The 13,904-nt window shown below is 71.5% G+C and carries 12 protein-coding genes; 11 read left to right on the top strand and 1 reads right to left on the bottom strand.

Translation table 11 applies throughout. The features are described 5' to 3' along the window. Positions 1–2 precede the first annotated feature (2 nt). The 11 genes from HFV08_RS22550 to metK all read left to right on the top strand — a co-directional run bounded on the left by HFV08_RS22550 (position 3) and on the right by metK (position 12,955). Positions 3–1,289, top strand: a complete 1,287-nt coding sequence (locus HFV08_RS22550) for a dihydroorotase (RefSeq protein ID WP_168541820.1) — start codon at positions 3–5, stop codon at positions 1,287–1,289. Continuing rightward, positions 1,286–1,870: a PH-like domain-containing protein gene (locus HFV08_RS22545; protein WP_168541818.1), complete on the top strand. Its 585-nt coding sequence runs from the start codon at positions 1,286–1,288 to the stop codon at positions 1,868–1,870. The genes HFV08_RS22550 and HFV08_RS22545 overlap by 4 nt, the downstream gene beginning before the upstream one ends. After that, positions 1,867–3,009, top strand: a complete 1,143-nt coding sequence (gene carA / locus HFV08_RS22540) for a glutamine-hydrolyzing carbamoyl-phosphate synthase small subunit (protein WP_168541817.1) — start codon at positions 1,867–1,869, stop codon at positions 3,007–3,009. The genes HFV08_RS22545 and carA overlap by 4 nt, the downstream gene beginning before the upstream one ends. After that, positions 3,002–6,310 carry a carbamoyl-phosphate synthase large subunit gene (carB, locus tag HFV08_RS22535; RefSeq protein ID WP_168541815.1) on the top strand — a complete coding sequence of 1,103 codons (3,309 nt, stop codon included), beginning with the start codon at positions 3,002–3,004 and terminating at the stop codon, positions 6,308–6,310. Before carA ends, carB begins: the two co-directional genes overlap by 8 nt. A gap of 58 nt (positions 6,311–6,368) precedes the next feature. Then, on the top strand, positions 6,369–7,472 hold the full coding sequence (locus HFV08_RS22530; protein WP_168541814.1) for a quinone-dependent dihydroorotate dehydrogenase: 1,104 nt from the start codon (positions 6,369–6,371) through the stop codon (positions 7,470–7,472). Beyond that, entirely contained in the window at positions 7,469–8,311 is an 843-nt protein-coding gene (pyrF, locus tag HFV08_RS22525; protein WP_168541812.1) for an orotidine-5'-phosphate decarboxylase, read from the top strand. Before HFV08_RS22530 ends, pyrF begins: the two co-directional genes overlap by 4 nt. A gap of 357 nt (positions 8,312–8,668) precedes the next feature. Beyond that, on the top strand, positions 8,669–8,992 hold the full coding sequence (locus HFV08_RS22520) for an integration host factor (RefSeq protein WP_005319887.1): 324 nt from the start codon (positions 8,669–8,671) through the stop codon (positions 8,990–8,992). Positions 8,993–9,030: 38 nt separating this feature from the next. Then, complete coding sequence (gmk, locus tag HFV08_RS22515) at positions 9,031–9,624, top strand: guanylate kinase (RefSeq protein ID WP_168541811.1); 594 nt, start codon at positions 9,031–9,033, stop codon at positions 9,622–9,624. A gap of 83 nt (positions 9,625–9,707) precedes the next feature. Further along, positions 9,708–9,980, top strand: a complete 273-nt coding sequence (gene rpoZ / locus HFV08_RS22510; protein ID WP_003970369.1) for a DNA-directed RNA polymerase subunit omega — start codon at positions 9,708–9,710, stop codon at positions 9,978–9,980. Between the two features lie 197 nt (positions 9,981–10,177). Then, positions 10,178–11,383: a bifunctional phosphopantothenoylcysteine decarboxylase/phosphopantothenate--cysteine ligase CoaBC gene (gene coaBC / locus HFV08_RS22505; RefSeq protein ID WP_376770692.1), complete on the top strand. Its 1,206-nt coding sequence runs from the start codon at positions 10,178–10,180 to the stop codon at positions 11,381–11,383. Between the two features lie 348 nt (positions 11,384–11,731). Continuing rightward, positions 11,732–12,955, top strand: coding sequence for a methionine adenosyltransferase (gene metK / locus HFV08_RS22500; RefSeq protein ID WP_168541808.1), 1,224 nt, complete (start codon positions 11,732–11,734; stop codon positions 12,953–12,955). A 65-nt stretch (positions 12,956–13,020) separates the two neighbouring features. Here metK and HFV08_RS22495 read toward each other — a convergent pair whose 3' ends face one another. Next, positions 13,021–13,686 (bottom strand): hypothetical protein, encoded by a 666-nt coding sequence (locus HFV08_RS22495; RefSeq protein ID WP_168541807.1) that lies wholly within the window; start codon positions 13,684–13,686, stop codon positions 13,021–13,023. Between the last annotated feature and the right edge of the window lie 218 nt (positions 13,687–13,904).

The raw sequence follows: 13,904 nt of genomic DNA, 5'->3' as shown, positions 1-13,904 counted from the left end.
ATATGAGCAAGACCCTGATCCGAGGTGCGAAGGTGCTCGGCGGCGCCCCGCAGGACGTACTGATCGACGGCGAGAGGATCGAGGCCGTCGGCGAGGGGCTGAGCGCCGAGGGCGCCGAGGTGGTCGACGCCGCGGGCCGGGTGCTGCTGCCCGGGCTCGTCGACCTCCACACCCACCTGCGCGAGCCCGGCCGCGAGGACTCCGAGACCGTGCTCACCGGCACCAGGGCCGCGGCCGCCGGCGGCTTCACCGCGGTGCACGCCATGGCCAACACCTTCCCGGTGGCCGACACCGCGGGCGTCGTCGAGCAGGTCTGGCGGCTCGGCAGGGAGTCCGGCTACTGCGATGTGCAGCCCGTCGGCGCCGTCACCGTCGGCCTGGAGGGCAAGAAGCTCGCCGAGCTGGGCGCCATGCACGACTCGGCGGCCGGGGTGGTCGTCTTCTCCGACGACGGCAAGTGCGTGGACGACGCGGTCATCATGCGCCGCGCCCTGGAGTACGTGAAGGCCTTCGACGGCGTGGTCGCCCAGCACGCCCAGGAGCCCCGGCTCACCGAGGGCGCCCAGATGAACGAGGGCGTCGTCTCCGCCGAACTCGGGCTCGGCGGCTGGCCCGCGGTCGCCGAGGAGTCGATCATCGCCCGCGATGTGCTGCTCGCCGCGCACGTCGGCTCCCGGGTGCACATCTGCCATCTGTCCACCGCGGGCTCGGTGGAGATCGTGCGCTGGGCCAAGTCCAAGGGCTGGAACGTCACCGCCGAGGTCACCCCGCACCACCTGCTGCTCACCGACGAACTGGTCCGCAGCTACGACCCCGTCTACAAGGTCAACCCGCCGCTGCGCACCGAGCGGGACGTGCTCGCCCTGCGCGAGGCCCTCGCCGACGGCACCATCGACTGCGTGGCCACCGATCACGCCCCGCACCCGCACGAGGACAAGGACTGCGAGTGGGCCGCCGCCGCCATGGGCATGGTCGGCCTGGAGACCGCGCTCTCCGTGGTCCAGCACACGATGGTCGACACCGGGCTGCTCGACTGGGCCCAGCTCGCCGAGCGGATGTCCTTCCGGCCCGCCGCCATCGGCCGCCTGACCGGCCAGGGACGCCCCGTCTCACCCGGCGAGCCTGCCAACCTCACGCTGGTCGATCCGGCCTACCGTGGAGCGGTGGACCCCGCGGGCTTCGCCTCCCGCAGCCGCAACACCCCCTACGAGGGCCGTGAGCTGCCGGGTCGCGTCACGCACACCTGGCTGCGGGGCCGGGCCACAGTCGCAGACGGGAAACTCGTGTGATCCATCAGCTCTCCTCCCTCGCCGCCGCGCAGAAGCCGGCGGAGGTCACCGACTGGGCCCCCCGGATCGGCTGGCTCGTGGGCCTCGCGGTGTTCGTCGCCTTCCTCTACTGGCTGATGCGCCAGGGCTGGAAGTGGCGCGGCACCCTGCAGGGCGACCTGCCCCCGCTGCCGGCCGCCCCCGAGGAGCCCGGCGAGCCGCTGCTCACCGCGAGCGGCCGCTACCACGGCTCGACCACCGCCGGGCACTGGCTGGACCGCATCGTCGCGCACGGCCTGGGCACCCGGAGCCGGGCGGAGCTGACCCTCACCGCCGAGGGGCTGCACGTACGCCGACCCGGCGCCGCCGACTTCTCCGTACCGCGCGGGCGGCTGCGCGGGGCCCGGCTCGACAAGGGCATCGCGGGCAAGGTCCTCACCGAGGGCGGCCTGCTGATCGTCACCTGGCGGCACGGCGGGCGGGAGATCGACTCCGGCTTCCGGCTCGACCGCTCCGCCGCCCAGGCCGACTGGGTCACCGCCGTCACCACCCTGGCCACCACCGACACCACCCCGTACCTCACGGAAGGCGCCACACCATGAGCACCCCCACCAGGGAGACCGCGAAGGTCCCCGCAGTCCTCGTCCTGGAGGACGGCCGCACCTTCCGTGGCCGCGCCTACGGGGCCGTGGGGGAGACCTTCGGCGAAGCGGTCTTCTCCACCGGCATGACCGGCTACCAGGAGACCCTCACCGACCCCTCGTACCACCGCCAGATCGTGGTGATGACCGCTCCGCACGTCGGCAACACCGGCGTCAACGACGAGGACCCGGAGTCCGGGCGGATCTGGGTCTCCGGCTATGTCGTCCGCGACCCCGCCCGCAAGCCCTCCAACTGGCGCTCCCGGCGCACCCTCGACGAGGAGCTGGCCGCGCAGGGCGTCGTCGGCATCAGCGGCGTGGACACCCGCGCCCTCACCCGGCACCTGCGCGAACGCGGCGCCATGCGGGTCGGCATCTTCTCCGGCAACGCGCTGCCCGACGAGGGCACCATGCTGGCCGAGGTCCGCCAGGCGCCCGAGATGAAGGGCGCCGACCTCGCCGCCGAGGTCGCCACCGCCACGGCCTACACGGTCCCCGCGCACGGCACCCGCAAGTTCACCGTCGCCGCCGTCGACCTCGGCATCAAGGGCATGACCCCGTACCGGATGGCCGAGCGCGGCATAGAGGTGCGCGTGCTGCCCGCCACCGCGAGTCTGGAGGAGCTGTACGCCGCCGGGCCCGACGGGGTCTTCTTCTCCAACGGCCCCGGCGACCCCGCCACCGCCGAGCACCCGGTCGCCCTGATGCGCGGCGTCCTGGAGCGCGGCACCCCGCTGTTCGGCATCTGCTTCGGCAACCAGATCCTCGGCCGCGCCCTCGGGCTCGGCACCTTCAAGCTCAAGTACGGCCACCGGGGCATCAACCAGCCCGTCCAGGACCGCACCACCGGCAAGGTCGAGGTCACCGCGCACAACCACGGATTCGCCGTCGACGCCCCCCTCGACGGTCCCTTCGACACCCCCTTCGGCCGCGCAGAGGTCTCGCACGTCTGCCTCAACGACGAGGTGGTGGAGGGGCTCCGGCTCCTCGACCGGCCGGCCTTCAGCGTCCAGTACCACCCCGAGGCGGCAGCGGGTCCGCACGACGCCGCGTACCTGTTCGACCGCTTCGTTTCCCTGATGGAGGCCTCGCGTGCCTAAGCGCACCGATATCCAGTCCGTCCTGGTGATCGGCTCCGGCCCGATCGTGATCGGCCAGGCGGCCGAGTTCGACTACTCCGGCACCCAGGCCTGCCGCGTTCTGAAGTCCGAGGGCCTGCGGGTCGTCCTGGTCAACTCCAACCCGGCGACGATCATGACCGACCCGGAGATCGCGGACGCCACCTACGTCGAGCCGATCACCCCGGAGTTCGTCGAGAAGATCATCGCCAAGGAGCGCCCCGACGCCCTGCTGCCCACCCTCGGCGGCCAGACCGCGCTGAACACCGCGATCTCCCTGCACGGCAACGGCACCCTCGACAAGTACGGCGTCGAGCTGATCGGCGCCAATGTCGAGGCGATCAACAAGGGCGAGGACCGCGACCTGTTCAAGGAGGTCGTCGAGGCCGTCCGCGGCAAGATCGGGCACGGCGAGTCCGCCCGCTCGGTGATCTGCCACACCATGGACGAGGTCCTCGCGGGCGTCGACCACCTCGGCGGCTACCCCGTGGTCGTCCGCCCCTCGTTCACCATGGGCGGCGCCGGCTCCGGCTTCGCGCACGACGAGGAGGAGCTGCGCCGCATCGCCGGCCAGGGCCTGACCCTCTCGCCGACCACCGAGGTGCTCTTGGAGGAGTCCATCCTCGGCTGGAAGGAGTACGAGCTGGAGCTGATGCGCGACAAGCACGACAACGTCGTGGTCGTCTGCTCCATCGAGAACTTCGACCCGATGGGCGTGCACACCGGCGACTCGATCACCGTCGCCCCCTCGATGACGCTGACCGACCGCGAGTACCAGATCCTGCGCGACATCGGCATCGCGGTGATCCGCGAGGTCGGCGTCGACACCGGCGGCTGCAACATCCAGTTCGCGGTCAACCCGGAGGACGGCCGGGTCATCGTCATCGAGATGAACCCCCGGGTCTCCCGCTCCTCCGCGCTCGCCTCCAAGGCGACCGGCTTCCCGATCGCGAAGATCGCCGCCAAGCTCGCCGTCGGCTACACCCTCGACGAGATCCCCAACGACATCACCGAGCAGACCCCGGCCTCCTTCGAGCCGACCCTCGACTACGTCGTCGTCAAGGCCCCCCGCTTCGCCTTCGAGAAGTTCCCGCAGGCCGACTCCACCCTCACCACCACCATGAAATCGGTGGGCGAGGCCATGGCGATCGGCCGGAACTTCACCGAGGCCCTGCAGAAGGCGCTGCGCTCCCTGGAGAAGGCGGGCTCGCAGTTCGCCTTCACCGGCGACCCCGGCGACAAGGCGGACCTGCTGCGCGAGGCGGTGCGCCCCACCGACGGCCGGATCAACGCCGTCATGCAGGCCATCCGGGCGGGCGCCACCCCCGAGGAGGTCTTCGAGGCGACCAAGATCGACCCCTGGTTCGTCGACCAGCTCTTCCTGCTCAAGGAGATCGCCGACGAACTGGCCGCCGCGGACAAGCTCGGCCCCGAACTCCTCGCCGAGGCCAAGCGGCACGGCTTCTCCGACGCGCAGATCGCCGGCATCCGCGGGCTGCGCGAGGACGTCGTCCGCGAGGTACGGCACGTCCTCGGCATCCGCCCGGTCTACAAGACCGTGGACACCTGCGCCGCCGAGTTCGCCGCGAAGACCCCGTACTTCTACTCCTCCTACGACGAGGAGAGCGAGGTCGCCCCGCGCGAGCGGCCCGCGGTGATCATCCTCGGCTCGGGCCCCAACCGCATCGGCCAGGGCATCGAGTTCGACTACTCCTGTGTGCACGCCTCCTTCGCGCTGAGCGAGGCGGGCTACGAGACCGTCATGGTCAACTGCAACCCGGAGACCGTCTCCACCGACTACGACACCTCCGACCGGCTCTACTTCGAGCCGCTCACCCTGGAGGACGTACTGGAGATCGTGCACGCCGAGTCGCTGGCCGGACCGCTCGCCGGGGTCGTCGTCCAGCTCGGCGGGCAGACCCCGCTCGGCCTGTCCCAGGCGCTCAAGGACAACGGCGTCCCGGTCGTCGGCACCCCGCCGGAGGCCATCCACGCCGCCGAGGACCGCGGCGCCTTCGGCCAGGTCCTCGCCGAGGCCGGACTGCCCGCGCCCAAGCACGGCACCGCCACCACCTTCGCCGAGGCCAAGGCCATCGCCGACGAGATCGGCTACCCGGTCCTGGTGCGCCCCTCCTACGTCCTCGGCGGGCGCGGCATGGAGATCGTCTACGAGGAGGCCCGGCTCGCCGCGTACATCGCCGAGTCCACCGAGATCAGCCCGAGCCGCCCGGTCCTGGTCGACCGCTTCCTCGACGACGCCATCGAGATCGACGTGGACGCCCTCTACGACGGCACCGAGCTCTACCTCGGCGGCGTCATGGAGCACATCGAGGAGGCCGGTATCCACTCCGGCGACTCGGCCTGCGCGCTGCCCCCGATCACCCTCGGCGGCTTCGACGTGAAGCGGCTGCGCGCCTCCACCGAGGCCATCGCCAAGGGCGTCGGGGTCCGCGGACTGATCAACATCCAGTTCGCCATGGCCGGGGACATCCTCTACGTCCTGGAGGCCAATCCGCGCGCCTCGCGCACCGTCCCCTTCACCTCGAAGGCCACCGCGGTGCCGCTGGCCAAGGCCGCCGCCCGGATCTCGCTCGGCGCCACCCTCGCCGAATTGCGCGCCGAGGGCCTGCTCCCGAGGAGCGGCGACGGCGGCACCCTGCCGCTGGACGCGCCGATCTCGGTGAAGGAGGCCGTGATGCCCTGGTCGCGCTTCCGCGACGTCCGCGGCCGCGGCGTGGACACCGTGCTCGGCCCGGAGATGCGCTCCACCGGCGAGGTCATGGGCATCGACTCCGTCTTCGGCACCGCCTACGCCAAGTCGCAGGCCGCCGCCTACGGTCCGCTGCCGACCAAGGGCCGCGCCTTCATCTCGGTCGCCAACCGGGACAAGCGCTCGATGATCTTCCCCGCGCGGGAGCTGGTCGCCCACGGCTTCGAGCTCTGCGCCACCTCCGGCACCGCCGAGGTCCTCAAGCGCAACGGCATCCACGCCAAGGTGGTCCGCAAGCACTCCGAGGGCGAGGGCCCGAACGGCGAGAAGACCATCGTCCAGCTCATCCACGACGGCGAGATCGACCTCATCGTCAACACCCCCTACGGAACCGGCGGCCGCCTCGACGGCTACGACATCCGTACCGCCGCGGTCGCCCGCTCGGTGCCCTGCCTGACCACGGTCCAGGCGCTCGCGGCCACCGTCCAGGGCATCGACGCGCTCAACCAGGGCGACGTCGGAGTGCGCTCCCTCCAGGAACACGCGGAGCACCTGACCGCGAACCGCGACTAGCACCCGAGAGAGGGGGACACCGAAGAGGTGTCCCCCTCTTCATGAGGACACCACCACCATGTACGCACTCTTCTTCCGGCTCGTCTTCCGGCGGATGGACCCCGAGGCCGCCCACCACCTGGCCTTCGGCTGGATCCGCCGCGCGGCCCGCGTCCCCGTCCTGCGCACCTTCCTCGCCGCCCTCCTCGCGCCCCGCTTCGAGGAGCTGCGCACGGAGGCCCTCGGCCTGCGCATGCACGGCCCCTTCGGGCTCGCCGCCGGCTTCGACAAGAACGCGGCCGCCGTCGACGGCATGGCCATGCTCGGCTTCGACCACATCGAGATCGGCACCGTCACCGGCGAGCCCCAGCCCGGCAATCCGAGGCAGCGCCTCTTCCGGCTGGTCGCCGACCGCGCGCTGATCAACCGGATGGGCTTCAACAACGAGGGCTCCGCCGCGGTCGCCGCCCGCCTCGCCGCCCGCAGGCCCGCCTTCCGGGCCGTGGTCGGCGTCAACATCGGCAAGACCAAGGCGGTCCCCGAGGCGGAGGCCGCCGCCGACTACGTGAAGTCCGCCGAGCGGCTCGCCCCGCACGCGGACTACCTGGTGGTCAACGTCAGCTCCCCGAACACCCCGGGCCTGCGCGACCTCCAGGCCGTGGAGCACCTCAGGCCGCTGCTGACCGCGGTGCGCGAGGCGGCGGACCGGGCGGTCCTGCACCGCCGGGTACCGCTGCTCGTCAAGATCGCGCCCGACCTCGCGGACGAGGACATCGACGCGGTGGCCGACCTCGCCCTCGAACTCGGCCTGGACGGCATCATCGCCACCAACACCACCATCGGCCGCGCGGGCCTCAGCTCGCCCGGGCAGCTCACCGCCGAGACCGGCGGCCTGTCCGGCGCCCCCCTGAAAGAGCGCTCCCTGGAGGTGCTGCGCCGCCTCTACACCCGGACCGGCGGGCGCCTCACCCTGATCGGGGTCGGCGGCATCGAGACCGGCGAGGACGCCTGGCAGCGCATCCTCGCCGGGGCCAGCCTGGTCCAGGGCTACAGCGCCTTCGTCTACCAGGGCCCCTTCTGGTCCCGGGCCCTGCACAAGCAACTCGCCGCCCGGCTGCGCGCCAGCGGCCACGCCACCCTCGCCGACGCCGTCGGCGCCGACACCCGGAAGGCCCGTACATGAGCCCGCTCGCACCCTTCGGCACCCGGCTCAGGGCGGCCATGGACACCCGCGGCCCGCTCTGCGTCGGCATCGACCCGCACGCCTCGCTCCTCGCGGACTGGGGCCTCGGCGACGACATCGCGGGCCTCGAACGCTTCACGTACACCGTCGTGGAGGCCCTCGCCGACCGGGTGGCCGTGTTCAAGCCGCAGTCGGCCTTCTTCGAGCGCTTCGGCTCGCGCGGCATCGCGGTCCTGGAGACGGCGGTGGCCCGCTCCCGGGAGGCCGGCGCCCTGGTCCTGATGGACGCCAAGCGCGGCGACATCGGCTCCACCATGACCGCCTACGCCGAGACCTATCTGCGCCCCGGTGCCCCGCTCTTCTCGGACGCGGTGACCCTCTCCCCGTACCTGGGCTTCGGCTCGCTGCGGCCCGCCCTGGACCTGGCCGCCGCGCACGGCACCGGAGTCTTCGTCCTCGGCCTCACCTCCAACCCGGAGGGCGTCGAGGTGCAGCGGGCCCGCGCCGCGGACGGCGGCAGCGTGGCCGGGCTGATGCTGCGGCAGATCGCCGCCGAGAACGCGGGCGCACGGCCGCTCGGCTCGGTCGGCGCGGTCATCGGCGCCACCCTCGCCGAAGCGGGAGAGGACCTCGCGGTCAACGGCCCCCTGCTCGCCCCCGGCATCGGCGCCCAGGGCGCGACCCCCGCGGATCTGCCCCGGCTCTTCGCGGGCGCGGCGGACCGGGTGCTGCCCGCCGTCAGCCGCGCGGTGCTCGGCGCGGGCCCGGACCCGGCGGGGCTGCGCGCGGCCGCCGACCGGTACGCGGACGGGATCCGGGCGGCCCTCGGCACGGCCTGAACCGGCGGCCCCGGCCGTGGCGGGAGCCGCCGCGGCCGGGCCGGTCGGGGCGTGCTCCGGCGCGCTCGGGGACGCCCGGCGCGCGCCGGAACCGCTCCGGCGGAGCCCGCCCGCCGCCGCTCGGCGCCCCCGGCGGGGTCAGGAACTCAAAATTCTCGGGTGTTATGCCGTTAATGTCGGGCTCGGTCGAGGCTGACCAGGACTTTTCGTCTGTTCTCGCTGACTGGAGCGGTCATGGCCGCTAGTCTCCGTCGAGAGTGAACGGGCAAGCGCGTTGCACGTTGCTCACCAGGTGGGGTGCCGCTAGGTTCCTCACCGGTCCGTATCCGACAGTTCGACATCCGAGGTGACGTAGGCGTGGCTCTTCCGCCCCTTACCCCTGAACAGCGCGCAGCCGCGCTCGAAAAGGCCGCCGCGGCTCGCCGGGAGCGGGCCGAGGTGAAGAATCGACTCAAGCACTCCGGCGCCTCGCTCCACGAGGTCATCAAGCAGGGTCAGGAGAACGACGTCATCGGCAAGATGAAGGTCTCCGCCCTCCTTGAGTCGCTGCCCGGCGTCGGCAAGGTCCGCGCCAAGCAGATCATGGAACGGCTCGGCATCTCCGAGAGCCGTCGTGTGCGGGGTCTCGGTTCCAACCAGATCGCTTCCCTGGAGCGCGAGTTCGGCGGTGGCGCGGCCTGACGTTTCCGGGCACCGCCGGGAACCTGGATAATCGCTCCATGGCTGCAACATCCCGGGGGACGACCCCCGTACCCCCGGACGCTCGTCCGCGGCTGACCGTGCTCTCCGGCCCCTCCGGGGTCGGCAAGAGCACGGTCGTCGCCCATATGCGCAAAGAACACCCCGAGGTCTGGCTCTCGGTGTCGGCGACGACCCGCAAGCCCCGCCCCGGCGAGAAGCACGGCGTGCAGTACTTCTTCGTCACCGACGAGGAGTTCGACAAGCTCGTCGCCAACGGCGAACTCCTCGAATGGGCCGAGTTCGCGGGCAACCGGTACGGCACCCCGCGCGGCGCGGTCCTCGACCGGCTCGGCGCGGGGGAGCCGGTGCTCCTGGAGATCGACCTCCAGGGCGCCCGGCTCGTCCGCGAGTCGATGCCGGACGCCCGGCTGGTCTTCCTCGCCCCGCCCTCCTGGGAGGAACTGGTGCGCCGGCTCACCGGCCGGGGCACCGAGGCGCCGGAGGTCATCGAGCGCCGGCTCGACGCCGCGAAGATCGAACTGGCCGCGGAGTCGGAGTTCGACACCACCCTGGTCAACACCGCCGTCGAGGACGTGGCCCGCGAGCTGCTAGCCTTGATGGACGTGGTGTGACACCGGGGGCCCGGCCTCCGAGAACCACTCACCGTCACTCCACGGTTCCGTCTCATTCTGTCTCATCGTTCGGAAGGTAGAGCGTGTCCTCTTCCATCACCACGCCCGAGGGCATCATCAACCCGCCGATCGACGAGCTCCTCGAGGCCACCGACTCGAAGTACAGCCTGGTGATCTACGCGGCCAAGCGTGCCCGCCAGATCAACGCGTACTACTCGCAGCTCGGTGAGGGCCTCCTTGAGTACGTCGGTCCGCTCGTGGACACCCACGTCCACGAGAAGCCGCTCTCGATCGCCCTGCGCGAGATCAACGCCGGTCTGCTCACCTCCGAGGCCATCGAGGGCCCGGCGCAGTAAGCAGCCGACGAGCAGGATCGGGACGCCCGCGGGCGCCAGATCGTGAACTTCACGACAGGCCCGGCGGTCACCTCCCAGCGAGAGCTGGAAGAGTGTCCGCCGGGCCTGTGGTGTGTCAGGACCCGGCCGTGGCGTGGACACGGCCGTGCGCTGTCCTCGGCGGGCAGGCAACGGTGGCGAGCAGGGAGAGGCAGACGGTGGACAAACCCAAGGTGGTTCTCGGGGTCAGCGGCGGAGTCGCCGCGTACAAGGCGTGCGAGCTGCTGCGGCGGCTCACGGAATCCGGCCACGACGTCCGCGTCGTGCCCACCGAGGCGGCCCTGCACTTCGTCGGCTCGGCGACCTGGGCGGCCCTGTCCGGGAACCCGGTCGCCACCGAGGTCTGGTCCGACGTCCACGAGGTGCCGCACGTGCGCATCGGCCAGCAGGCCGACCTGGTCGTCGTGGCCCCGGCCACCGCCGACATCCTGGCCAAGGCCGCCCACGGCCTCGCCGACGACCTGCTCACCAACACCCTGCTCACCGCCCGCTGTCCGGTGCTCTTCGCCCCTGCCATGCACACCGAGATGTGGGAGCACCCCGCCACCCAGGAGAACGTCGCCACCCTGCGCCGCCGCGGCGCCCTGGTCGTCGAGCCCGCCGTCGGCCGCCTCACCGGCGCCGACACCGGCAAGGGCCGCTTCCCCGACCCGGCCGAGATCTTCGCCCTGGCCCGCCGGGTGCTCGCCCGCGGCATCCGCGAGCCCGCCCTCGCGGGGCGCCATGTGGTGATCAGCGCGGGCGGCACCCGCGAGCCCCTGGACCCGGTGCGCTTCCTCGGCAACCGCTCCTCCGGGAAGCAGGGGTACGCCCTCGCCCGTACCGCCGCCGCGCGCGGGGCCCGGGTCACCCTGGTCTCCGCCAACCCGCAACTGCCCGACCCGGCCGGGGTGGACGTCGTCCCCGTGGGCACCGCCAAGGAGCTGCGGGAGGCCGTGGTGAAGGCGGCCACGGACGCCGACGCCGTGGTGATGGCCGCCGCCGTGGCCGACTTCCGCCCCGCCTCGTACGCCACCGGGAAGATCAAGAAGAAGGACGGCCAGGAGCCGGAGCCCGTGGCGCTGGTCCGCAACCCGGACATCCTCGCCGAGATCGCGGCCGCGCGGCCCCGCCCGGGCCAGCTCGTGGTGGGCTTCGCCGCCGAGACCGACGACGTCCTGGTCAACGGGCGCGCCAAGCTGGCCCGCAAGGGCTGCGATCTGCTGGTGGTCAACGAGGTGGGCGAGGCCAAGACCTTCGGCGCCGAGGAGAACGAGGCCGTGGTCCTCGGCGCGGACGGCAGCGAGACCCCCGTGCCGAACGGTCCCAAGGAAGCCCTCGCCGACACCGTCTGGGATCTGGTCGCCGCCCGTCTGGTCTCCTGACGCCGCTTGACGCCTCCTGACCCCGGAATCGCGGAGTCCGCGGGAGCCCTCCGGAGCATGGCCGGTCCTGGCCGCCGCGTGGCCGACAATCGGGTGTTCCGTGGCCGGTCACCCGGTATATGGCGGGCTTGTGAACGGGCCCGAATCACGCGGCGTGGCCCTGGCTATCCCGGGTGTTGCTGAAGCAGAATGCCCGTGCCGCAGGTCACAGGGCTCTCAACTAGGGAGACACCTGGTCCGGCGGCGCGTACCGACCGATAAACTGGTCGCGGACCACCACGCCGGGCGCAGCTCCCGGCCGGGTCCGTCAATGCTCAGCCAGCAGCCGCTGCAACCCCAGGGAGCGATGTGTCCCGCCGTCTGTTCACCTCGGAGTCCGTCACCGAGGGCCACCCCGACAAGATCGCTGACCAGATCAGCGACACCATCCTCGACGCCCTGCTGCGGGAGGACCCCACCTCCCGCGTCGCCGTCGAGACGCTGATCACCACCGGCCTGGTGCACGTGGCCGGAGAGGTCACCACCAAGGCGTACGCCCCGATCGCCCAGCTCGTCCGGGACAAGATCCTGGAGATCGGCTACGACTCCTCGAAGAAGGGCTTTGACGGCGCCTCCTGCGGTGTCTCGGTGTCCATCGGCGCGCAGTCGCCCGACATCGCGCAGGGCGTGGACACGGCCTACGAGAGCAGGGTCGAAGGTGCCTCCCAGAGGGACGAGGGGGACGAGCTCGACCGTCAGGGCGCCGGCGACCAGGGCCTGATGTTCGGCTACGCCTGCGACGAGACCGCCGAGCTGATGCCGCTCCCGATCAGCCTGGCCCACCGCCTCTCCCGGCGCCTCTCCGAGGTGCGCAAGAACGGCACCATCCCCTACCTCCGCCCGGACGGCAAGACGCAGGTCACCATCGAGTACGACGGTGACAAGGCGGTCCGCCTCGACACCGTGGTCGTCTCCTCGCAGCACGCCTCGGACATCGACCTGGACTCGCTGCTCGCCCCCGACATCCGCGAGTTCGTCGTCGAGCCCGAACTGAAGGCGCTCCTGGACGACGGCATCAAGCTGGAGACCGAGGGCTACCGCCTCCTGGTCAACCCGACCGGCCGCTTCGAGATCGGCGGCCCGATGGGCGACGCGGGCCTGACCGGGCGCAAGATCATCATCGACACCTACGGCGGCATGGCCCGCCACGGCGGCGGCGCCTTCTCCGGCAAGGACCCGTCCAAGGTGGACCGCTCCGCCGCGTACGCGATGCGCTGGGTCGCCAAGAACGTCGTCGCCGCGGGCCTCGCCTCGCGCTGCGAGGTCCAGGTCGCCTACGCCATCGGCAAGGCGGAGCCGGTGGGCCTGTTCATCGAGACCTTCGGCACCCACAAGATCGCCCCGGAGAAGATCGAGTCCGCGGTCTCCGAGGTCTTCGACCTCCGCCCCGCCGCGATCATCCGCGACCTCGACCTCCTCCGCCCGATCTACGCCCAGACCGCGGCCTACGGCCACTTCGGCCGCGAACTCCCGGACTTCACCTGGGAGCGGACGGACCGCGTACCTGCCCTCAAGGCGGCCGCGGGGCTCTGAGCAGTTCCGCGCAGACGAGCCAGGGCCCGGCACCTCTTCGGAGGGGCCGGGCCCTGCTCTGTGCTTCAGTCCAGCGGATAGCCGATCTCCGTGACGTCTTCTGCCAGGTCCGCCGGTGTGATCTCTGGATTCAACGCGTGGACCACTGCTTCGGTCAGCGGACGCGAGGAGAGGACGTGCCGAACCGCCACCAAGTCGACCGAGGCCTCGTAGTATTCCTCGGCCCAGCGCTGAAATGCTTCCGCGGAGCGGTCCACCAGCAGACCGAACAAGTCCGCGGCGCCGTCCGGGTCACCCGTTCCCGCTTCGGGGAAGTCGATCGTCCCGGTCTTCCAGTGATCGTCCCCCGCCTCGCGCCATATGCAGGCGGTGACGACAGGCATCCCGTCCTTGTCCGAGAAGGCCGGTTCCTCGACACACGACTGGAAGACAGCGGGCACATCGTCGAGTACGCCGGGCCACGGCCCGTCCTCGGTATACGGACTCATGGGTGACTCATGCGCGAACCCGCGCACATAGGCGCCGGCCGCCGAGAACACGATCGAGTACTCGTCGCCGGACCCATCGCGCATCGAGGCCATGGCCTCCGCCTCGGACCAGCGGGCGTCGAAGGAGTAGTAGCGGTACTCCCACTCAGGGCTGAGGATCGCCTCCAGCATGGCCATGGAACGGCAGTGATCACGGAGGACAGGTATTGCAGGCAGTTGTCGGGCGGTGTCATGAACGGTCACGCACCCATCCAAGCGCATGCCTGGGAGACTCCGCGTCCGGTGGGGAATGCTTCCGCCTCATCCGATTCGTCCGGGTCGGAAGCGAACTCGGGACCGTCCGCGGTGTCGAGGGTGCACATTCGGCCAGGCGGTACGGGGAGGGCGCCAGGCCTGTGGACAACGAGCTTCCGTCGTTGTCGCCGGCCTGTGGACAACTCCGGCGCTGTCCGTTCCGTCTG

Origin of the sequence: Streptomyces physcomitrii (assembly GCF_012273655.1) — a bacterium.
GTDB lineage: Bacteria > Actinomycetota > Actinomycetes > Streptomycetales > Streptomycetaceae > Streptomyces > Streptomyces physcomitrii.
The sequence above is the reverse complement of the archived record's forward strand: the minus strand, read 5'-3'. Positions and strand labels throughout refer to the sequence as shown.